Raw genomic sequence first — 18,539 nt, 5'->3', positions numbered from 1 at the left:
GTGATGACGGTCCCTGACATCAGGTGTACCGTGAGTGATGTCAGCAACTGACATCACGGGCCGCGGCACGGCCCACGAGAGGAGAACCCATGCGCGTCTTCGTCACCGGAGCCTCCGGCTGGATCGGCTCCGCCACCGTCCCCCACCTCCTCGCCGCCGGGCACGACGTCCTCGGGCTCGCCCGCTCCGACGCGTCGGCCCGCCGGGTCGAGGAGCTGGGCGCCACCGCCGTCCGTGGCGGGCTCGACGACCTGGAGGTGCTGCGGGCCGCCGCCCGCGACGCCGACGCGGTCGTTCACCTGGCGTTCAAGCACGACTTCGCCGACTACGAGGCCGCGGGCCGTACCGAACGGGCCGTCGTCCAGGCGTTCGTCGACGAGCTCGCGGACAGCGGGCGCGGCCTGCTGGTCGCGTCCGGCGTCGTCGGGCGGCCGGGCGTCGTGCTCACCGAGCGCGACGCGTCGGCCTTCACCGGCCCGGACGCGCCGCGCGGCGGCTCCGAGGGCGTGGCGCTCGACGCCGTGGGACGAGGGGTCCGACCGGTGGCGCTCCGGTTCCCGGCGACCGTGCACGGCACCGGCGACCACGGCTTCACCGCGACGCTCGTGCGGACGGCGCGCGAGCGCGGCGTCTCCGGGTACGTCGGGGACGGCTCGGCCCGGTGGCCCGCGGTGCACGTCGGCGACGCCGGGCGCGCGGTCGCCCTCGCCGTCGACAAGGCGCCCGCGGGCTCCGCGGTGCACGCCGTGGCGGAGGAGGGCGTCCCGTCCCGCGAGATCGCCGAGGCGATCGGCAGGGTCGTGGGGGTGCCGGCGGTGTCCGTCGACCCGGCGGACGCGGCCGAGCACTTCGGCTGGCTCAGCCGGTTCTGGGGCATGGACGCCGTCGCGTCGAGCGCCCTGACGCGCGAGCTGCTGGGCTGGGAGCCGTTCGGCCCGACGCTGCTGGAGGACCTTGCCGCCGGCGCGTACGACCACGCGGCGCGCGGCTGACGCGTCGAGAGGGCGTCAGCCCTGCCGGTCCTCGTCGGCCAGCCGCGGCTCGGTGCGCAGCGCCGGGCGCAGGCCCGCCTTGTCCGCGTAGAACGCGCGGATGTCGTCCATGTCGGCGCGCACGTCGCCGGTGAGGCGGAGGGTGGGGCCGAGGCCCGTCGTCATCGTGGTGCGGTCGACGTACCCGAGCGTCACGGGCAGGTCCGCGGCCCGGGCGATGCGGTAGAAGCCCGACTTCCACCCGTCGCCCGACCGCGTGCCCTCGGGCGTGACGACGAGGTGGAACACCTCCCCGGCACGGACGTGGGCGAGCACGTCGTCCACCACCCGGCTGGGGTCGCGACGGTCCACGGGGATACCGCCGAGCGCGCGCATGAGCGGCCCGCGCCAACCGGCGAACAGGGTGTGCTTGCCCAGCCAGCGCACGTCCAGCCCGAGCCGCCACGCGATGGCGAGCATGAGCACGAAGTCCCAGTTGGACGTGTGCGGCGCGCCCACCAGCACGCCCGCCTGCGCCGGGGCCGGTTCGCTGCGCAGGGTCCAGCGGCTGAGCCGCCAGTAGGTGCCGGCGAGCGCCCGCCGCAGGGTTCTGAGCATCGGGCGACTCTACCGGCCGGCGGACGGGGAGCGGGTGTCGGAGGGCCGCGCCATGCTGCCTGGATGAGCGAGCACGCGCACGGCGTCCACCACACCATCGACTACCTCGAGCTGCCGGTGACCGACCTCGCGGCGGCCCAGGAGTTCTATGCCGCGGCCTTCGGCTGGGAGTTCGTCGCCTACGGGCCGCAGTACGCGGGCATCCGCACGGCCGCGGAGCGGGCGCCGGCGGAGGCGGGCGGGCTGCGTCTCGCCGAGGCCGCCGACGTCTCCCGGGGCGGCCCGTTCGTCCTGCTGTACTCCGACGACCTCGACGCGACGCTGGCCGGCGTGACGGCCGCGGGCGGCCGGGTGGTCGACGGCCCGTACGAGTTCCCCGGCGGCCGCCGCTTCCACTTCCTCGACCCCAGCGGCAACGAGCTCGGGGTGTGGGCGACGGCCTGACGGGCTCTGGCAGGCTCGTGCCGTGACCGCCGCCGCGAGCCCCTCCGTCCCGCTCCGTGTCGCCCTCCTCGGGTCGGGCGCGGGGAGCACCGCCGACCACGTCCTGGGGTCGGGCGCCGCCGACGTGCGCCTCGTGCTCGGGAACAACAGCCGGTCGGGGATCTTCGACGTCGCCCGGCGGCACGGCGTCCCGACCGCCCACCTCAGCGGTGTCACCCATCCGGACGCGGACGACCTCGACGCCGCCGTCCTCGCCGCGCTCGACGGTGCCGAGGTCGACGTGCTGGTGCTCGCCGGGTACATGAAGAAGCTCGGGCCGCGGGTCCTCGCCCGCTACGCGGGGCGGATCCTCAACACGCACCCCGCGCTGCTGCCGGAGTTCGGCGGCGCCGGCATGTTCGGCGACCATGTGCACGAGGCCGTCCTGGCCTCGGGCCGCACGGTCTCCGGCGCGACGGTCCACGTGGTGACGGCGGACTACGACGAGGGACCCGTCGTCGCGCAGACCGAGGTGCCGGTCGTCCCCGGCGACGACGTGCCCGCCCTGCGCGCCCGGGTGCAGGCTGCGGAGAAGGCGCTCCTCGTCGAGGTGCTGCGGGCCTGGCGCTCCTGAGCCGGCGGGTGCGCCGGACGAGCTCGCGACGACAACCCCTGGACCACGACGGACACGGCGCGCCCGTCCCGGCGTGAGGCCTCAGCCCCGTGCGAAGGCGATGCTCTCGGCCACGACGGACACGACGGCGTCGACCTCCGCGGCGTCGCGCGGGCCGTAGACCATGTACTCGGTGCCGAAGTCCTCGTACTGGTGCGGCTCCGCCCACCCGAGCGCGACGAGCTCCTCGCCGCGCTCGTGCGGCAGCACCAGGTGCACGCTCGTGTCGGTCACGCCGTGCAGGTGCACGGGCTCGAGGCGACGTCCCGGGGCCAGGTTCGTCGCCGGCTCCCGCTCCTGCTCGAGGCCGGCGAGGAAGACCGCGCGCGAGGACTTCGGCGACACCTGGCTGTGGCCCTCCACGACGCCGTCGAGCGCGAACACTCGGGCGACCAGCTCGCCCCACAGCGCAGGGGTCGAGCGTTGGGTGAGCTGGCGGTGCGGGCCCTCGTCGGACGTGTCAGGACGGTCGCCCGGGCGGGCGGCGGTCAGGTGTGGGGAGGTCGGCACGGTGGCACCGTACCCGCCCCGGCAGCCGGGACGTCAGCTCACGACAGCCAGGGCGAGCACGCCGGCCGCGACGGCGAGCGGCGCCACGACGGCGCCCTGGGTGACGACGCGGCGCACCAGGCCCACCGGCGCGGAGAACGTGTGCCGCCGGTACTGCTGCAGCCACAGCAGCGTGGCGAGCGACGCCCAGGGCGTGACGAGCGGCCCGGCGTTGACGCCGACGAGCAAGGCCGCCAGCCGGGCGTCGTCGCCGGTCACGGTGGGGGCGAGGGCGAGGTAGGCGGGCAGGTTGTTCACCGCGTTCGCCGACGCCGCGCCGACGGCGGCGACCTGGGCGAGGGCGCCCGCGTCGTCGCCCGTGCCCACGAGCGGGGCGAGCAGGTCGGTGAGACCGTGCGCGTGCCACGTTCCGACGACGGCGAACAGGCCGGCGGTGACCACGACGGTGCGCCACGGCACCAGCTCGCGCACCGGGACGAGGAGCGGCACCCGGCGCCACGCCGTCGCGGCCCCGAGCGCGACCGCGGCGCCCAGCGCCACGGGCAGCACCGGCAGCCCGGCGGCGAAGCCGGCCCCCATGAGGACGACGACCGCGCCCGCCGTCCACAGCAGCACCGGATCGGCGGCCCGGCGAGGCTCCGGGACGGCGTACGTGCCGCGCAGGGCGGGCGCGTGCAGGACGGCGAGCGCGGCGACCACGACGACGACCACCGCGACGGCGGGCGCCACCATGACGCCGAGGTACCCGGCGTCGAACGACGACGCGGCCATGAGGTTGGTGAGGTTGGAGACCGGCAGCAGGAGCGACGCCGTGTTGGCGAGCGCCAGCACCGTGAGTGCGAGGGGGAGCGGGTCGCGGCCGGCGCGGCGGGCGACGGCCACGACGGCCGGGGTGAGCAGCACGGCCGTGGTGTCGAGCGACAGGACGACGGTGCAGACGGTCGCGACCGCGGCCACGAGGAGCCAGAGCGCCACCGCCCGCCCGCGGGCGAGCCGGGCGGCGCCGTCCGCGACGGCGTCGAACAGCCCCGCGCCGGCGCAGAGCTCGGCGACCACCGTGAGCAGGACGACGAAGCCCAGCACCGGCCCGGTCAGGGCGGCGAGGGAGCGGGCCTCGGCGGCCGGCAGCGCACCCGACAAGGGCAGGGCGACGACGAGGAGGAGCGCCGGGACCCACAGGGGCGGCAGGAGCCGTCGCGCGCGGCGTGTCACGGGCTGAGCGTAGACGTCGGTTCGAAGGTCGGAGGTAGTGATCGGGCCTCGGCCGGCAACTGAGGGGTATGAGCACTCGACGCCGACGCCCCGGGGACGCCTCCGCGCCCCTGATCTTCGCGCTCGTGGCGCTCGGCTGCGCCACCGTCTGGGTCGTGTGGTTGGGCGTGCTGATGCTCACCGACGTCGCCGGGCCGCAGACGGCCGGCTGGGTGCTGACCGTCGGCGGCGTGACGGTGCTGGTCGCCGTCGGGCTGCTGGTGGCGTCGCTGCTCCGCGGCCCGACGCGCATCGTGGCGCACGACCCGTCCGGCGCGCGCTGGTCGCTGCGCGCGGCGCCGGTGCCGGTGCGCCTGGCGACGTCGGACCCGCTCGAGCCCGGGTCGCGCGGCGCGGCGCTCGCCGCCCAGGTCGTGCGCGCCGCCACCCGGCCCGGCACCGCCGACCGGGTCGACCGGGCACGCGCCGTCCTGGTGCTGCGACAGATCCTCGAGGTCGCGCAGGGGTCGGACGGGCCCGGCGGCCCCGGCGACGGCGACTGGGCACGGGTGCGCGCCGCCGTCGTGGACCTGACGCTGAGGGCGTCCGACCACCCGCCGCACCCGGTCACCCTGCTGCCGTGGGAGGAGCACCTCACCGCGCCGCAATGAGCTGCCTGCGGCGCCCGTCCGGCCTGATCAGGGGCTCGTCGGGCGGGCGCCGCCGGCGTCGGCCAGCGCCTCCGCGACGAGGCGGTGGCCCTGCGCCTCGAACGCGTCGTCGCCCACCTGGTACGCCCAGCAGGCGGTACCGATCGCCTCGCGCACCCGCGACCGGGACCACGCCCCCGGCTCGCGCGGGTCGTGCCCGTACCCGGCGAGGAACGCCTCCTCGGCGCCCGGGTACCGCCGGAACTCCCGCGACGCGAGCCGGTCGAGGTCGCTCATCGCCGGCCGCAGGTCCGCGCGGCCGAGGTCGATGACGCGCACAGTGCCACCGTCGTCCACCAGCCAGTTGCGTGCCTGCCAGTCGCCGTGCGTCGGGACGACGACGGCGGGCGGCGTGGGCCAGGAGCGGATCAGCGTGCGCAACCGTGCCACGTCCCCCGGGGCGATCCGGTGCGGACCGCCCAGCCACCGCTCGGACCGGGCGTTCGCCCTCGCCTCGTAGCCGACGTCCTCGACGGCGAGCTGCCCGTGCAGTGCCGCCAGCAGCCGCCCCGCCTGCTCGTAGGTGTCCGGGTCGGCGGCGGCCGCGTCGTCCTGGACCAGCCGGCCCGGCTGGTACGTCGTGACGAGCAGCTTGGCGTCGACGTCGGCGCGCACCAGGCGCCCGACCCGGTCCGCGTCCACCCGGTCCGCGTCCACCCGGTCCGCGTCCACCCGTGCGTCGAGGGCGTCCGCGAGCCAGGGCCCCGTCCACTCCCGGTGCGCCCGGACCTCGCGGGCGATGTGGTGATCCCGCTCGCCCCCGGCCTTGACGACGAGCGTCCGCCCGCCCGCGGCCACGCGGAGGACGGTCGTCTCCACCAGTCCCCAGCTCATGTCCTCCTTGACCGCGACGTCCGGCAGCCAGGCGCTCAGCAGCTCGCGCTGCCGGTCGGACAGGGCGCGGAGGTCAGGGACCGAACGAGACATCCGGGCAGGTTAGCGCTCAGTCCTCGTGCCGCGAGCCGTCGTCGAGATACCAGACCAGCTGTGCCTCGCCGAGGATGTCGCCGCCAGAGGTCGTGCTCCATGCGACCCAGTACCCGTCGGACAGCTCGGCGGGGACGACGGTGCCGTCCTCCGTCTCCAGCTCGACGCGCTCGACGTCCGCGCCTGCGAAGCCCGTCAGCACGTGGGCGCCGTCCGTCGAGGTGCCGATCTCCACCGCCGCCACGTCGCGCGCCGGGGCGGCGTCGGCCCTGCCGCTCGTCACGGTCCAGGCCTGGTACGGCGGGTACGCGTCCTGGACGCACATGACGAGCTCGCGCCGGTCGTTCATCATCGCGGTGAGCCCGAGGTCGTCGTAGCGTCGCTCGATCAGCGGTCGGAGGCCGGTGACGTCGGGGCCGTCCGTGCACCGCTGACGACGCTGCTCGGTGAGCGCCGTGGCCGCCTCCCCGTCCTCGGGCCAGGCGCTGTCGAGCGCCAGCGACCGGGCGGTGCCGTCCTCCCGCCAGAGCAGCGAGACGCGGGCGTCGGTCGGCACGCGGTCGCCGGGCAGCATGACGGTCCAGCCGGCGCCGTCCCGGACAGTGTCGACGACGAGCAGGGAGCCCGGGGCTCCGGCGTCGCGCGGCGGTTCCACCTGGAGCCGGACGTCCCTGGCCCCCGAGCCGACATCTCCCCAGGCGACGTACCAGTCGTCGTCCATGACCCCGCCGAGCGTGACCTCCCCGGCAGATGCCGTGGGCGCGGGATCGGTCCACAGGGTGTTCGTCCTGGTCGAGCCCGCCGCGTCACTCGTGTCCGCGCAGAAACCGGTCAGCTTCTCGGGCGACCGCAGCATCGTCAGGCTCGCCCCGCCGACGGTGTCGTGGGCGAGCGACGACCAGGCCGGGTGGAGGTCGAACCGCTCGGGCAGGGACGCGGTGAGCTGCTCGGCGCACGACGACTCGGGTGACGCCGGCCCGGGAGCGGGTCGCGGTGCCAGCACCAGCCCGACGGCGACGACGCCGACGACGCCGGCCGCGGCGGCGCCGAGCTGCACGCGCCGACGGCGGCGCTCGCGCGCGGTGCGGCCGCGGTCGAGCGGCACGACGAGGTCGTCGTCGACCAGGGGGAGGGGGGCATCACCGTCCGCGGCGTCGCGGCGGGCGCGGGCGTCGTCGAGGTCGAGCACGTGCGCGTCCCCGACACGTCGGCTGCGGGAGGGGCCGGACCCGTCGCGGTCGCCGTCGAGGGTCTCGTCGAGCACGTCGTCGAGCACCGCGCGGGCGGCGGCGAGCCGCTCGGGGTCGGGGGACGCGGTGGGGGCGAGGCGGGCGAGCCGCTCGTCGATACCGGTGGAGCTGCCTGCGGTGCTCATGCGGACCTCCTGGAGGACGCGGCGGAGCGGAGGGCGGTGGTCGCGGCGGCGGGGGCCGCGCCGGGGGCACCGTCGGCGTGGTCGGCGTCGGCGGCCAGCCGGCGTCGGGCGCGGTGCAGCCGGACGTGGAACGTCGCGGTGCTGCACCCGGCGACGTCGGCCGCGTCGGCGGGGGCGAGGCCGTCCCACGCGACGAGGAGGATCGCCTCCCGCTCGCGCTCGCCGAGGCGGGCGAGGCCGCGCAGCAGGGCGTCGCGCTCGACGGCGAGGGCCTCGGGTGCGGCCTCCGGCAGGGGCGCGGAGGCCGCGAGCGAGGCGAGCTCGTCGTCGAGCGTGCGGCGGCGCCGCGCGGCGCGGTGCGCGTTGCGCACGAGGTTGCGGGCCACGACCAGCAGCCACGGCAGCGCCGGGTCGGGGACGTCGTCGAGGCGGCGCCACGCCACGAGGAACGTCTCGGAGAGCACGTCCTGCGCGGTGTCCGGGTCGGTGTGCCGCCACAGGTACGCCTGGACGCGGACGGCGTGCGCGCTCCACAGCGCGGACAGTCGTTCGCGCCGGTCGGCGGCGTCGTCGGGGGTGCTCACACGACGTAGTGTCCCGGGCCGGCCGCTCCTTACACGCGAGATCGGTCATCCGGTACGAGATCGGTCGGGACGAGGACCGAGCTCGCACCGGTTGACCGATCTCGGGCCGTCAGGCGGAGCGCTCCCCGGGCTTGACGGCGAGCACAGGGCACTCGGCGGTGAGCAGGATGCGCTGCGCGACGGAGCCCATGAGCAGCTTGCCCACGGGGCTGCGGTGCCGCAGCCCCACGACGACGAGCCGTGCGGACAGCTCGGCCGCGACGTCGAGCACCTGCTCCGCGACGTCGCGCCCCATCTCCTGCCGCACGACGTGCGGCAGCCCGGTGCCCCGCAGCCGTTCGGCGAGGTCGGCGAGCCCGGCGGGGGCGGCGAACCGCTCGTCCACCAGGGCGTCGCCGCGGGTGCCGTTGACGACGGCGACGCCGCGCCCGCCCTCGGCGGCCCAGGCGATCGCGTGCTCCAGCGCGGCGGCACCGAACTCGTCGGGCGTCCAGGCCACCACCACCCAGCCGTCGGCGGGGGGCGGGGTCTGCTCCTGCCCCGGGGTCGTGGTCATCGGGCGCTCCCTTCGGTCACGGTCTCGTCGTCCGCCTCCTGCGTGTGCTCCGCCTCCGCGACGATCCGCGACTCCGTCCGCGACCGCCACCGCGACAGCAGCGGCCGGGTCAGCAGGACCAGTGCCAGCACCGCGTAGATGGCGATCGCCAGCGGCTCGCTCCACAGGATGGCGGGGTCGCCGCCGGAGATGGTGAGCGCCTCGCGCAGCTTGGTCTCCATGAGCGGGCCCAGGATGACGCCGAGGATGAGCGGCAGCACGGGCAGCCCGAACCGGCGCATCGCCATGCCGAGCAGGCCGAACACCAGCAGCAGGGCGATGTCGAACGGGTCGAGGTTGGTGGCGTAGGCGCCCAGGCAGGCGAAGAACAGGATGCCCGCGTACAGCTGGGGCCGCGGGATGCGCAGCAGCCGCGCCCACAGCGGTGCCAGCGGCAGGTTGAGCACGAGCAGCAGCAGGTTGCCGACCAGCAGGCTGGCGAGCAGCGTCCACACCATGTCCGCGTGCTCGGTCATGAGCTGCGGGCCGGGCTGGATGCCGTACCCCTGGAGCGCGGACAGCATCACCGACGCCGTCGCGGTCACGGGCAGGCCCAGCGCCAGCATCGGCACGAGCATGCCCGCGGCCGACGCGTTGTTCGCGGCCTCCGGCCCCGCGACGCCCTCGATGGCGCCCCGGCCGAACTCGTCCTTGGCGTCCGCCCTCCGGCGGACGACGCCGCGCTTCGCCAGGCTGCGCTCGGTGACGAACGACAGGAACGTCGGCAGCTCGGCGCCGCCCGCGGGCAGCGCGCCGAACGGGAACCCGTACGCCGTGCCGCGCAGCCAGGGCTTCCAGGACCGGCGCAGGTCCTCGCGACCCAGCCACGGCTGCCCGACCGGCACGACGCGCGCGGGCTTGCGACGCAGGTGCGCCGCGACCCACAGGGCCTCGCCGAGCGCGAAGATGCCGACGGCCACCACCACGATGTCGAGCCGGTCCACGAGCTGCGTGACGCCGAACGTCAGGCGCGGCTGCCCGGTGTTGAGGTCGAGGCCCACCAGGCCGATCGTCAGGCCCACGAACAGCGACATGAGGCCGCGCAGCGGGCTCGCGCCCAGCACCGTCGCCGTCATGACGAGCGCCAGCACCATGAGCGCGAAGTACGACGGCGCGCCGATCTCCACGGCGACGTCCGCCAGCGCCGGCGCGAACATCGCGACCAGGAGCGTGCCGATCGTGCCCGCGACGAACGACCCGACCGCGGCGGTCGCCAACGCCTGCGCGCCCCGCCCGGCCCGCGCCATGAGGTTGCCCTCGAGCGCCGTCATCACGGACGCGGACTCGCCGGGCGTGTTGAGCAGGATCGACGTCGTCGACCCGCCGTACATGCCGCCGTAGTACAGCCCGGCGAACATGATGAACGCCTGCGTGGGCTCCAGCCCGAACGTCACGGGGAGCAGCAGCGCGATCGCCATCGCCGGCCCGATGCCGGGCAGCACGCCGACGAAGGTGCCGAGCAGCACGCCCACCGCGGCGTACAGGAGGTTCATGGGGGTGAGGGCGGCGCCGAGGCCGTCCCACAGCAGTCCGAGGTTCTCCATCAGTCCCGCCCCCTCACAGGATCCCGTCGAGGACGCCGGGCGTGAGCGGGATGCCCAGCCCGACGACGAAGCCGTACCAGCTGGCCACGGCGAGCACGAGGCCCACCAGCACGTCGCGGATCACCGTGCGGCTGCCGAGCGCCCACGCCGACCCGGCGAAGAGGACGGCGCCCGCGAGCGCCCACCCGAGCCAGCTCACGGTGGCGACGGTCAGCAGGATGACTCCGACCAGCTTCAGCACCGTGGGCCAGTCGGCCGGGGTCGTGACGTCGACGTCCTCGCCCGCCTCCGGCTCGGGGCGCGAGCCGCGCGCCGTCGCGACGGCCAGCAGCACGCTCGTCACCGCCAGCCCCGCGCCGATGACGAAGGGGAAGACGCGCGGGCCCACGGGGTCGGCGAAGCCCACCTCAAGCTGGATAGCGTCGTAGACGGTGTAGGCGCCGACGACGAGCAGCACGGCCGACAGCCCGTACTGGGCGGCGTCGACGCGTGGGGTGCCCGGGCCACGTGGATCCCCGCCGGCCGGCCCCGCGTCGGGGGTCTCCACCTCGGTGCTCACAGCAGGTTCAGCTCCTTCAGGGTGGTCGACACCCGCTCGTCCTGCTCGCGCAGGAACCGCTCGAAGTCGTCGCCGGTGGTGAAGGCGTCGGTCCAGCCGTTGTCGGCCAGGGCCTGGTCCCACTCGGGCGAGTCGTGCATGCGGGTGAGGTAGTCGATGAGCCGGTCGCGGGCCTCGTCGCTGATGCCGGGCGGGGCGACGACGCCGCGCCAGTTCGTGAAGACGAGGTCGATGCCGGACTCGGTGAGGGTCGGGACGTCGGCGAGGACGTCCCCGGCGACGCGCTCGTCGCCGGAGACGGCGAGCACGCGCAGCTCGCCCGCCTCGATCTGCCCCTCGAACTCGGCCAGGCCGGAGAACCCGACCTGGATCTTGTGCCCCAGCAGGGCGCTGGTCAGCGGGCCGCCGCCGTCGTACGACACGTACCGCAGGTCTTTCGGGTCCACGCCGGTCGCCTTGGCGAGCTGCATGGGGAACAGGTGGTCGGGGCCGCCGGGCGACGACCCGCCGCCCACGACCACGGAGCCCGGGTCGTCCTCCCACGCGGCGACGAGGTCGTCGATGGTCTCGAACGGCGAGTCCGCGGGGACCAGCACGCCCTCCTGCTCCTCGATGAGCTGGGCGATGGGGGTCGCGTCGTGCGGCCGGGCGTCCACTCCGAACGAGTAGGTGGAGCCCACGACGCCGAGCCCGAGCGTCATCAGGAGCCGCTCGTTGCCGGCCTCGCCCATGAGCCGCGACATGGCGACCGAGCCGCCCGCGCCGAGGATGTTGGTGACCTGGATGTCGCCGCCGGTGATGCCGTCGCGGTCCAGGACGCCGACGGCGGCGCGCCCGGTCTGGTCGTAGCCGCCGCCCGGGCTGTTGGGGATCCACATGTCGAGGTCGGTCGAGTCGTCGCCGCGCGTCACTCCGCACGCGGCGGAGACCGCCACGAGGGTCGCGGCGAGGGCGGCGGCGACGGCGGCGCGCACGCCACGTCGTCGGCGGGATGTCGTCGTCGACACCGGGTACTCCAGACTGTCGGTGCTGCGGGGCGGCTGTGCCCCGGGTGAGATCGTCACAGGTACGCGTGGGGCGCGTCATCATTGGGCAACCAAAGGAGGTTGTGGAACTTGCGGTCACGACGCTCGCAGGGCTCCCGGCGCCACCTGACGCTCGGCGGTCAGGTGCTGGCGCTGCAGCTCGCCGTGCTGCTCGTCGTCGTCGCCGCGGCCGCCGTCGTCTTCCTGGGACAGGCCGACGCCGAGTTCCGCGACGACCGCGCGGACCGGCTCGAGGTGGCGGCGGAGGGCCTGGCGGGCATCCCGGCGGTGCAGGCGTCGCTCGCCGCGGACGCGCCCGACACGCAGGCGCTCGCGTTCTACCTGCAGACCCGCGCGGCCTACGTCGACGCCCGCAACGCCTACCTCACCGACCCTGAGGGACGCATCCTCGTCGCCACGGACCCGACCCGCACCGGCGAGCGCCTCGACCTGCCCGACGACGCCGCCACGCGCGCCGGCAGCGGCGACGTCGCCGACGTGGCGGGGAGCTCGATCGCGGCGTGGGTGCCGGTCTACGGCGGCAGCGACCCGGTGCCGGAGCCGCGCGCGCCCGAGCCGGTGGCCGTCGTCGTGCTGGCCGACCCGTACCCGCCGCTGACGGAGCGGCTCTCGGACGCCGGCGGCGACGTGCTCGTGGTGCTGGGCATCGGCACCGCGCTCGCGGCCGCCGGGTCGTGGCTGCTGGCACGCCTGGTGAAGCGGCGCACGCGCGGCCTGGAGCCGGCGCAGATCGCGGCGCTCGCGGACCACCGCGAGGGCGTGCTGCGCTCGATCCGCGAGGGGGTCGTCGTCGTGGGGGACGACGGCGCCGTGAGCCTCATGAGCGACAGCGCCCGCGAGCTGCTCGGCCTCGTCGGGCCGGTCGCAGGGGCGGGCGACGCGCCCGACCCGACGGGCCGCCGCCTGGAGGACCTGGGCCTCGACCCCGCCGTCCTCGACCTGCTGCGCGGCACCGACGAGGTGCACGACGCGGTCCTGGTCGCGGGCGACACGGTGCTGGTGCTCAACCGCCGCCGCGTCCTGCACGACGGCCGCCCGGCCGGCACGGTGACCACGCTGCGCGACCGCACCGAGCTGCTGGCGCTGCAGAGCGAGCTGCACGCGCGCGAGAGCGTCACCGAGACGCTGCGCGCGCAGACGCACGAGTTCAGCAACCAGCTGCACACCGTCTCGGGGCTCATCGAGCTGGGGGAGTACGACGAGGTGGGGCGGTTCGTCGAGCGCCTGACGCGGCGCCGGGCCGACCTGAGCGACGTCGTGACGGCGCGCGTCGCCGACCCGGCGGTGGCGGCGCTGCTCATCGCGAAGGCGACGCTCGCGGACGAGCGGCACGTGGAGCTCGTCGTCGACCCGGGCAGCGCGCTGCCCCGACTGGACCCGGACCTGTCCGCGGACGTGGGGACCGTGCTCGGCAACCTCGTGGACAACGCCGTCGACGCCGCGGCGTGGGCCGCGGGCCCGGACGCGCACGGCGTCGCGGCGCCCGCCATGGTCCGCGTGCGGCTGGCGCTGGACGGGCCCGCGCACGACGTCCTCGTCGAGGTCGCGGACACCGGGCGGGGCGTGCCGCCCGAGCAGGCGGACGAGATCTTCCGGCGCGGGTGGAGCACGAAGCCGCACGGCGCGACCGGCCGGGGCGTGGGCCTCGCCCTGGTGCACGTGCTGGCGCAGCGCCGCGGCGGGAGGGTGACGGTGCACAATGGCGACGCCCGTGCCGGGGAGGGCGGTGCCGTGTTCATCGCCCGGCTGCCGCAGTCGGTCGCGGGCACCGGACGGGCCGACCAGGAGGTGCAGCAGGCGTGAGCCTCGACGTGCTGGTGGTGGAGGACGACTTCATGGTCGCGTCCATCCATCGCCGCTTCGTGGAGCGGGTCCCGGGGTTCCGCGTGGTCGGGGAGGCCCACTCGGGCGCCGACGCGATCGCCGCCGTCGAGGCGCTGCGGCCGGATCTCGTGCTGCTCGACGTGCACCTGCCCGACATGAGCGGCATCGAGGTGCTGCGCCGCCTGCGCGCGGCCGGTCACGACCTGGGCGTCGTCGTCATCACCGCCGCCCGCGAGGCGGACACGGTGCGCGCCGCGGCGGCGGGCGGGGCGGCGCACTACCTCGTCAAGCCGTTCGCGTCCGACGACCTCACGGCGCGCCTCCAGGAGTTCCGCCGCGCACGGGTCGCGCTCGAAGGGCTCGACGACGACGCCGGCGCGGACATCCAGGCGGACATCGACGCCGTCTTCGCCCGCCCGCCGCAGGCCGCCGCACCGCGCGAGCCCCTGCCCAAGGGGCTCAGCCAGGAGACCGCCGACGCCGTGCTGGCCGTGCTCGCGGACGGCGCCGAGCTCAGCGCCACCGAGTGCGCCGACGCCGTCGGCGTCAGCCGGGTCAGCGCCCGCCGCTACCTGGAGCACTTCGCGACGACGGGGCGCGCCGCGGTGCGCCTCAACTACGGCACCGCGGGGCGCCCCGAGCGCCGCTACCGGCTGCGCTGAGCCGGCAGCGGCGCTGCGGACACGGACGTCGGGCCGGGTCAGCCGGCCGCGCTCGGCCCGTACACGGTCACCTCGATGGTGCCGCCGAGGAAGACGTCCACCCGGGAGCACCCGGCCGACTCGTCGGTCACCTCCCTCGTCGGGACCTCGAAGTCGAACGACGCGACCGCCTCGTCGGCGACCGCCCGCGCCTCGTCGGCGGGGAGGCACTCGTCCACCACCCGGTCCCGGAGCGCGCCGATCATCGCGTCCACGTCCGGCGCGGACAGCCTCTGGTACGGGTCCTCCGACGGGCTGACGGTGAGCGTGCGCTCCCCGACGTTGACCTCGAGGTGGGAGCACGACGGCGAGGTCCCGCTCGCGTCCTCCGAGGCGACGGTCCAGTCCTGCAGGCCGAGCCGGTCGATCTCCCCCTGGGCCCAGGTGGCGCCCTCGGCGACGGAGCGGCACTCGCTCCAGCCGCCGTCGACCGGGTCGACGACGCTCTGCTGCAGCTCGACGACGCCGGTGCCCACCGCCTGGGACCCCTCCAGGCGCTGCACGCCCTCGGGCACCTGGTCGGCGGGGGCCACGACCGTCTGGCCGTCCCACGCGAAGGCGACGGGGGCCTCGATCGGGGGCAGCCCGGCCTCGGCGAGCAGCGTGGTGCAGTCGGCGTACGGGTCGCCGGTGATCCACGAGCCGGCGGCGTCGACGTCCAGCCCGTCGGCGGTGTCCGCGGTCCAGGCGTGCACGCAGGTGACGCCCTCGCCGCTGGAGCCCTGGAACGCCTGGATCGCCGCGTAGGCCACGCCGCCCCCGGTGAGGACGGCGGCCAGGCCGAGCGCCACCGCGCCGCGGCGCCCGAGGCGGCGTCGCCGGGGGAGCGGGTCGCCGGCGGTGGGCAGGGCGGGCGCGGTCGCGCCGTCGGTGCTCGTCATGGTGATCTCCTCGCGCAGGGCGGCGAACGCCGCCTCGTCCATGGCGTCGAGTCGGGCCCGGCGGGCCGGGTCCGCGGCGCTCAGCCGCTTCATCAGGTCGCTCATCACGCCTCCTCGGTTCCGGGGCGGGCAGGTGCCCACCCGCTGATCACCTGTCCGGCCGGGACGGTGCGTTGCGCGGCCCGGTCGGTGCGTCGCACGCCGGGGACGTCGTCCGCCGCGGCGAGCGCGGCCAGCTGGTCGGCCAGCCGCCGTCGGGCGCGGTGCAGCCGGACGCGCACCGCGGCGCGGGAGACGCCGAGCACCATCGCGATCTCGTCCCGCGCGAGCTGCTCCCACGCGACGAGGCGCAGCAGCTCCCGGTCCTCGTCGCCGAGGCGCGCGAGGGCCTGCTCGACGTCGCTGACGTCGTCGTCGGACGGAGGCGGCACGGCCTCGACGACCTCGGCCCGCAGGCGGTCCGCCAGGGCGGTGCGGCGCCTGGTCCCGCGGTGGTGGTTCGCGAGGACGCGGCGCGCCACGCCGAACATCCACGGGCGCGCGTCCGGGCCGGCGGGGACGTCCTCGATGCGCCGCCATGCGACGAGGAACGCCTCGGCGACGACGTCGGCGGCGTCCGCGGGGTCGGCGACGCGTCGCACCGCGTAGGCGAGCAGTGGGCGGTGCGTGGCCTCGAAGAGCGCGGTGAAGCGCGCCTCGTGGTCCGGCGGTTCGCGGGTGGGCATGGGCGGTCCTTCCGACCGGGGGACGGTGACGACCGGGACATGTCCACGTCCGGCCCGAGCGTTGCAGGGCGGCCGGGGCGGCGCTACCGGTCCCCGCCGCCGGCGCCCAGCACCCGCGCCGCGATCCGGGGCAGCGCGTCCGCCAGCACGGCGGGCCGCGGCGTCCGGGTGACGAGCGTGACCCGCACGGCCCCCGGCACCGGGGACGGCACGACGCGGTCGCCGGGCGCGGCGTACCAGCGGGCGGTGAGCTCGGGCACGAGGGCCGGGCACCCCAGCTCGCGCGCGATGCGGAGCGTGGCTTCCGTGGTGGGGCCGCGGCGCGGGACGGCGCCCAGGGCCGACAGCCGCCGGTGCGTGGTCTCGCCGGCCAGGTCGATGAGGCTGTACACGACCGTGCGCCCGGCGAACGGCCGGCGCCCCGCGGCGAGCGGCGCCACGCCGGCGGGCAGCACGACCACCCGTGGCGACTCGCCCAGGGGGGTGCGCTGCAGGCCGCGCGGCACCACGATCTGCTCCGCGACGGTGACGATCGCGGCGTCCAGGGAGCCCTCGTGCACCTGCCGCACCAGGGTCGGGCCGTGGTCCACCTCCGGCAGGACCGTGACGTCGGGCAGCTCGAGCTCGACGGCGGTGAGCACCATCGGGCTGAGGGCCTGGATGGTGCCGACCGACAGGGTCGGCGCGGCGACGGCGGCGAGCACCTGGTCGGGCAGGTCGTCCAGGTCGGCCAGGAGCCGCGCGGCCAGGCGCGCGAGCTCGCGCCCGGCCGGGGTGGGCCGGGCGCCGGTGGTGTCGCGGTCGAACAGCGGCGTGCCGAGGCGGCGCTCCAGGGTGGACAGGCGGCGGCTCGCGGACGGCTGCGCGACGAGCAGCTCGCGCGCCGCGGCGCCCACGGAGCCGTGCCGCGCGACCGCCTCGGCGAGCAGCAGGTCGTCCACCGTCAGACGGGAGGTCATGCCTCCAGCGTATGAGCGAGGCGCCCGCGCCGCCGTCTACCGGCGGCGGCCGCCGGTGCGGAGGATCGAGGCATGCGACGCCCCCTGCTGATCCTCACCGCGATCACGTTCCTCACCTGGGTGGGGGCGCGGATCACCGCCGTCGCGCTGCCGCTCGTCGCGCTCGCCGAGACGGGGGAGGCGTGGGCCACGGGCCTCGTGGGCGGCATGTCGGGGCTGCCGCTGCTGACGGTCGGCTGGTGGGGCCGCGGCCTGCGCGAGCGGCTGGTGTCCGGCCGGGCGCTCGCCGTCGTCATGCTCGTGCAGGTCGCGGGGCTCGCGATCGTGCCGCTCGCGGCGCTCGTCGGCCAGGTGGGCGCGGTCAGCCTGTGCGCGTCCGGCCTCGTGACCGGCGTCGCCGGCGCGCTGCTCGGGCCGGCCGAGCGCGCGCTCGTCGCCGACCTCGCGGACGTCGGACGGCACGGTGGCGGGGCAGGAGGGGCGGGCGCGTCCGCCGCCCGCTGGCTCGCGTGGCAGGACCTCGCCCATCGCGTGTCGATGATCTTCGCGCCGCCGCTCGGCGCGTGGCTGGTCGTGGCGTGGGGCGCGGAGCCGCTGCTGTGGTGCCAGGCCGCCGTGGTGCTGGCGGCCGCGGCGGCGATGCTCAGGGTTCCGCGGGCGGACGGCCGCGCGCCGGCGCGGGGCGAGGAGGAGCCGACGGCGGTGCTCGCCGTCCTGCGCGCGCACCCGCAGGTCGCGGTGGGGATCGCCGCGGCGGGCGTCGGCGGGCTGTGCTGGTTCGGCTTCAGCCTCGGGCTGGCCGTCCTCGGCGTGGAGCACGGGATGCCCGGCGCGCTGATCGCGGCCGGGATGAGCGGCTACGGGGCGACGTCGGTCGCCGCGTCTCTGGCGGCGCCGCTGCTCGTCGACCGGTTGCCGCGCCTCGCGACGTCGGTCGGCACCTGGGCCGTGCTCGGCCTGTCGTTCGCGGCGCTCCCCGCGGTGGTGCCGAGCGTGGTGGGCGTCGCCCTCGTGTCCGCCGTCGGCGGGCTGGCGACGCCGTTCGGGATCGCCGCGCTCAACGCGCTGATCAGCGAGCGCACCTCCGGGGCGGAGCGGCGCGCGGCGTTCACGGCGGAGACGGTGCTGCACTCGGGCGGCGCCTCGCTCGGGCTCCTCGTGGGCGGCGCGGTCATCGGCGTGGTGGGCGCGGGTCCGGTGCTCGTCGTCGTCGGCGGGGTGCAGGTCCTCGCCGGCGGCCTCGGGTTGCTGGCGGCCCGGTACCTCGGCGCCCGCGGTCGGACGCCGGCCGCCACGCCGGCCGCCGCCGTCAGCGGCTGAGCGGCGCCGCGTCGGGCCCGGGGCCGTCGAAGGCCTCCCGGGCCGCCTCGACGTCGGGCAGGACGGACGCGGACCAGGCCAGCAGGGCGTCCACGAGGTCCTGGAGCGTGCTGCCGAGCCCCGAGACGCGGTACTCGACGGCGACCGGGCGGGAGCTGAGGAGCCGTCGCTCGACCATGCCGTTGCGCTCGAGCCGCCGCAGCGTCGCGGTGAGCGACTTCTGGGTCACGGCGGGGATGCTGCGGCGCAGCTCGTTGAACCGCTGGGGCCGCTCGCAGAGCGACTCGAGCACCTGCAGGGACCACTTGTCGAGCACCTGGTCGAGCAGCTCACGGTGGGCAGGGGCCAGGGCCGGGTCGGTCTCGTTCACGACACCTAGTCTCGTTGAAGTGGCCTGAGGAGA

21 protein-coding genes are annotated in these 18,539 nt (G+C 76.3%); 7 read left to right on the top strand and 14 right to left on the bottom strand.

Annotation, left to right across the window (positions count from 1 at the left end; genetic code table 11):
• The first annotated feature begins 89 nt into the window (after positions 1-89).
• Positions 90-992, top strand: a complete 903-nt coding sequence (locus tag ACFQ8E_RS15415; protein ID WP_430551444.1) for an SDR family oxidoreductase — start codon at positions 90-92, stop codon at positions 990-992.
• Between the two features lie 15 nt (positions 993-1,007).
• On the opposite strand, the gene ACFQ8E_RS15410 is transcribed toward ACFQ8E_RS15415, so the two are convergent.
• Complete coding sequence (locus tag ACFQ8E_RS15410; protein ID WP_430545958.1) at positions 1,008-1,589, bottom strand: 1-acyl-sn-glycerol-3-phosphate acyltransferase; 582 nt, start codon at positions 1,587-1,589, stop codon at positions 1,008-1,010.
• Between the two features lie 63 nt (positions 1,590-1,652).
• Between ACFQ8E_RS15410 and ACFQ8E_RS15405 the strand changes: the two genes are divergently transcribed.
• Both ACFQ8E_RS15405 and ACFQ8E_RS15400 read left to right on the top strand, forming a co-directional pair.
• Positions 1,653-2,033, top strand: a complete 381-nt coding sequence (locus ACFQ8E_RS15405) for a VOC family protein (protein ID WP_430551443.1) — start codon at positions 1,653-1,655, stop codon at positions 2,031-2,033.
• A gap of 22 nt (positions 2,034-2,055) precedes the next feature.
• Positions 2,056-2,646, top strand: coding sequence for a phosphoribosylglycinamide formyltransferase (locus ACFQ8E_RS15400; RefSeq protein ID WP_430551442.1), 591 nt, complete (start codon positions 2,056-2,058; stop codon positions 2,644-2,646).
• An 81-nt stretch (positions 2,647-2,727) separates the two neighbouring features.
• Here ACFQ8E_RS15400 and ACFQ8E_RS15395 read toward each other — a convergent pair whose 3' ends face one another.
• Together ACFQ8E_RS15395 and ACFQ8E_RS15390 are read right to left on the bottom strand one after the other, a co-directional pair.
• A complete protein-coding gene (locus ACFQ8E_RS15395; RefSeq protein WP_430551441.1) occupies positions 2,728-3,195 on the bottom strand; it encodes a luciferase family protein in 468 nt (155 codons plus the stop codon).
• Positions 3,196-3,228: 33 nt separating this feature from the next.
• A complete protein-coding gene (locus ACFQ8E_RS15390; protein ID WP_430551440.1) occupies positions 3,229-4,407 on the bottom strand; it encodes an SLC13 family permease in 1,179 nt (392 codons plus the stop codon).
• Between the two features lie 68 nt (positions 4,408-4,475).
• On the opposite strand from ACFQ8E_RS15390, the gene ACFQ8E_RS15385 reads away from it, so the two are divergent.
• Positions 4,476-5,057, top strand: coding sequence for a hypothetical protein (locus ACFQ8E_RS15385; RefSeq protein WP_430551439.1), 582 nt, complete (start codon positions 4,476-4,478; stop codon positions 5,055-5,057).
• Positions 5,058-5,084: 27 nt separating this feature from the next.
• Here ACFQ8E_RS15385 and ACFQ8E_RS15380 read toward each other — a convergent pair whose 3' ends face one another.
• The 7 genes from ACFQ8E_RS15380 to ACFQ8E_RS15350 all read right to left on the bottom strand — a co-directional run bounded on the left by ACFQ8E_RS15380 (position 5,085) and on the right by ACFQ8E_RS15350 (position 11,654).
• Positions 5,085-6,023 carry a phosphotransferase family protein gene (locus ACFQ8E_RS15380; RefSeq protein WP_430551438.1) on the bottom strand — a complete coding sequence of 313 codons (939 nt, stop codon included), beginning with the start codon at positions 6,021-6,023 and terminating at the stop codon, positions 5,085-5,087.
• A gap of 16 nt (positions 6,024-6,039) precedes the next feature.
• The gene (locus ACFQ8E_RS15375; protein WP_430551437.1) at positions 6,040-7,398 is read right to left on the bottom strand and encodes a hypothetical protein; all 1,359 of its coding nucleotides are present in this window, start codon (positions 7,396-7,398) and stop codon (positions 6,040-6,042) included.
• Entirely contained in the window at positions 7,395-7,982 is a 588-nt protein-coding gene (locus tag ACFQ8E_RS15370; RefSeq protein ID WP_430551436.1) for an RNA polymerase sigma factor, read from the bottom strand. Before ACFQ8E_RS15370 ends, ACFQ8E_RS15375 begins: the two co-directional genes overlap by 4 nt.
• A gap of 109 nt (positions 7,983-8,091) precedes the next feature.
• Positions 8,092-8,538: a universal stress protein gene (locus ACFQ8E_RS15365; protein ID WP_430551435.1), complete on the bottom strand. Its 447-nt coding sequence runs from the start codon at positions 8,536-8,538 to the stop codon at positions 8,092-8,094.
• Positions 8,535-10,121 (bottom strand): tripartite tricarboxylate transporter permease, encoded by a 1,587-nt coding sequence (locus tag ACFQ8E_RS15360; RefSeq protein ID WP_430551434.1) that lies wholly within the window; start codon positions 10,119-10,121, stop codon positions 8,535-8,537. The genes ACFQ8E_RS15365 and ACFQ8E_RS15360 overlap by 4 nt, the downstream gene beginning before the upstream one ends.
• Before the next feature lie 13 nt (positions 10,122-10,134).
• Positions 10,135-10,680, bottom strand: a complete 546-nt coding sequence (locus tag ACFQ8E_RS15355; protein WP_430551433.1) for a tripartite tricarboxylate transporter TctB family protein — start codon at positions 10,678-10,680, stop codon at positions 10,135-10,137.
• On the bottom strand, positions 10,677-11,654 hold the full coding sequence (locus tag ACFQ8E_RS15350) for a Bug family tripartite tricarboxylate transporter substrate binding protein (RefSeq protein WP_430551432.1): 978 nt from the start codon (positions 11,652-11,654) through the stop codon (positions 10,677-10,679). Before ACFQ8E_RS15350 ends, ACFQ8E_RS15355 begins: the two co-directional genes overlap by 4 nt.
• A 141-nt stretch (positions 11,655-11,795) precedes the next feature.
• Between ACFQ8E_RS15350 and ACFQ8E_RS15345 the strand changes: the two genes are divergently transcribed.
• Positions 11,796-13,529 carry a sensor histidine kinase gene (locus tag ACFQ8E_RS15345; RefSeq protein WP_430551431.1) on the top strand — a complete coding sequence of 578 codons (1,734 nt, stop codon included), beginning with the start codon at positions 11,796-11,798 and terminating at the stop codon, positions 13,527-13,529.
• The gene (locus tag ACFQ8E_RS15340) at positions 13,526-14,212 is read left to right on the top strand and encodes a response regulator (protein ID WP_430551430.1); all 687 of its coding nucleotides are present in this window, start codon (positions 13,526-13,528) and stop codon (positions 14,210-14,212) included. The genes ACFQ8E_RS15345 and ACFQ8E_RS15340 overlap by 4 nt, the downstream gene beginning before the upstream one ends.
• 38 nt (positions 14,213-14,250) lie before the next feature.
• On the opposite strand, the gene ACFQ8E_RS15335 is transcribed toward ACFQ8E_RS15340, so the two are convergent.
• From ACFQ8E_RS15335 to ACFQ8E_RS15325, 3 genes are all read right to left on the bottom strand, one after another.
• Positions 14,251-15,237 carry a hypothetical protein gene (locus ACFQ8E_RS15335; RefSeq protein WP_430551429.1) on the bottom strand — a complete coding sequence of 329 codons (987 nt, stop codon included), beginning with the start codon at positions 15,235-15,237 and terminating at the stop codon, positions 14,251-14,253.
• Positions 15,237-15,857 (bottom strand): RNA polymerase sigma factor, encoded by a 621-nt coding sequence (locus ACFQ8E_RS15330; RefSeq protein ID WP_430551428.1) that lies wholly within the window; start codon positions 15,855-15,857, stop codon positions 15,237-15,239. The genes ACFQ8E_RS15335 and ACFQ8E_RS15330 overlap by 1 nt, the downstream gene beginning before the upstream one ends.
• An 83-nt stretch (positions 15,858-15,940) precedes the next feature.
• Positions 15,941-16,816, bottom strand: coding sequence for a LysR family transcriptional regulator (locus ACFQ8E_RS15325; RefSeq protein ID WP_430551427.1), 876 nt, complete (start codon positions 16,814-16,816; stop codon positions 15,941-15,943).
• 72 nt (positions 16,817-16,888) lie between these two features.
• Between ACFQ8E_RS15325 and ACFQ8E_RS15320 the strand changes: the two genes are divergently transcribed.
• Positions 16,889-18,136, top strand: a complete 1,248-nt coding sequence (locus ACFQ8E_RS15320; protein WP_430551426.1) for an MFS transporter — start codon at positions 16,889-16,891, stop codon at positions 18,134-18,136.
• On the opposite strand, the gene ACFQ8E_RS15315 is transcribed toward ACFQ8E_RS15320, so the two are convergent.
• A complete protein-coding gene (locus tag ACFQ8E_RS15315; protein ID WP_430551425.1) occupies positions 18,126-18,506 on the bottom strand; it encodes a winged helix-turn-helix transcriptional regulator in 381 nt (126 codons plus the stop codon). The two genes, ACFQ8E_RS15320 and ACFQ8E_RS15315, sit on opposite strands and share 11 nt — an antisense overlap.
• Positions 18,507-18,539 lie beyond the last annotated feature (33 nt).

The sequence above is a fragment of the Isoptericola sp. NPDC056573 genome (genome assembly GCF_042793335.1).
In the GTDB taxonomy this organism is placed as follows: Bacteria; Actinomycetota; Actinomycetes; order Actinomycetales; family Cellulomonadaceae; genus Isoptericola.
The sequence above is the reverse complement of the archived record's forward strand: the minus strand, read 5'-3'. Positions and strand labels throughout refer to the sequence as shown.

What these genes read in the sequence shown, in the direction of transcription:
- ACFQ8E_RS15415 (WP_430551444.1), top strand. Translation starts at nt 90, where the DNA reads ATGCGCGTCTTCGTCACCGGAGCCTCCGGCTGGATCGGCTCCGCCACC.
- ACFQ8E_RS15410 (WP_430545958.1), bottom strand. Translation starts at nt 1,589, where the DNA reads ATGCTCAGAACCCTGCGGCGGGCGCTCGCCGGCACCTACTGGCGGCTC.
- ACFQ8E_RS15405 (WP_430551443.1), top strand. Translation starts at nt 1,653, where the DNA reads ATGAGCGAGCACGCGCACGGCGTCCACCACACCATCGACTACCTCGAG.
- ACFQ8E_RS15385 (WP_430551439.1), top strand. Translation starts at nt 4,476, where the DNA reads ATGAGCACTCGACGCCGACGCCCCGGGGACGCCTCCGCGCCCCTGATC.
- ACFQ8E_RS15380 (WP_430551438.1), bottom strand. Translation starts at nt 6,023, where the DNA reads ATGTCTCGTTCGGTCCCTGACCTCCGCGCCCTGTCCGACCGGCAGCGC.
- ACFQ8E_RS15375 (WP_430551437.1), bottom strand. Translation starts at nt 7,398, where the DNA reads ATGAGCACCGCAGGCAGCTCCACCGGTATCGACGAGCGGCTCGCCCGC.
- ACFQ8E_RS15365 (WP_430551435.1), bottom strand. Translation starts at nt 8,538, where the DNA reads ATGACCACGACCCCGGGGCAGGAGCAGACCCCGCCCCCCGCCGACGGC.
- ACFQ8E_RS15360 (WP_430551434.1), bottom strand. Translation starts at nt 10,121, where the DNA reads ATGGAGAACCTCGGACTGCTGTGGGACGGCCTCGGCGCCGCCCTCACC.
- ACFQ8E_RS15335 (WP_430551429.1), bottom strand. Translation starts at nt 15,237, where the DNA reads ATGAGCGACCTGATGAAGCGGCTGAGCGCCGCGGACCCGGCCCGCCGG.
- ACFQ8E_RS15330 (WP_430551428.1), bottom strand. Translation starts at nt 15,857, where the DNA reads ATGCCCACCCGCGAACCGCCGGACCACGAGGCGCGCTTCACCGCGCTC.
- ACFQ8E_RS15325 (WP_430551427.1), bottom strand. Translation starts at nt 16,816, where the DNA reads ATGACCTCCCGTCTGACGGTGGACGACCTGCTGCTCGCCGAGGCGGTC.
- ACFQ8E_RS15320 (WP_430551426.1), top strand. Translation starts at nt 16,889, where the DNA reads ATGCGACGCCCCCTGCTGATCCTCACCGCGATCACGTTCCTCACCTGG.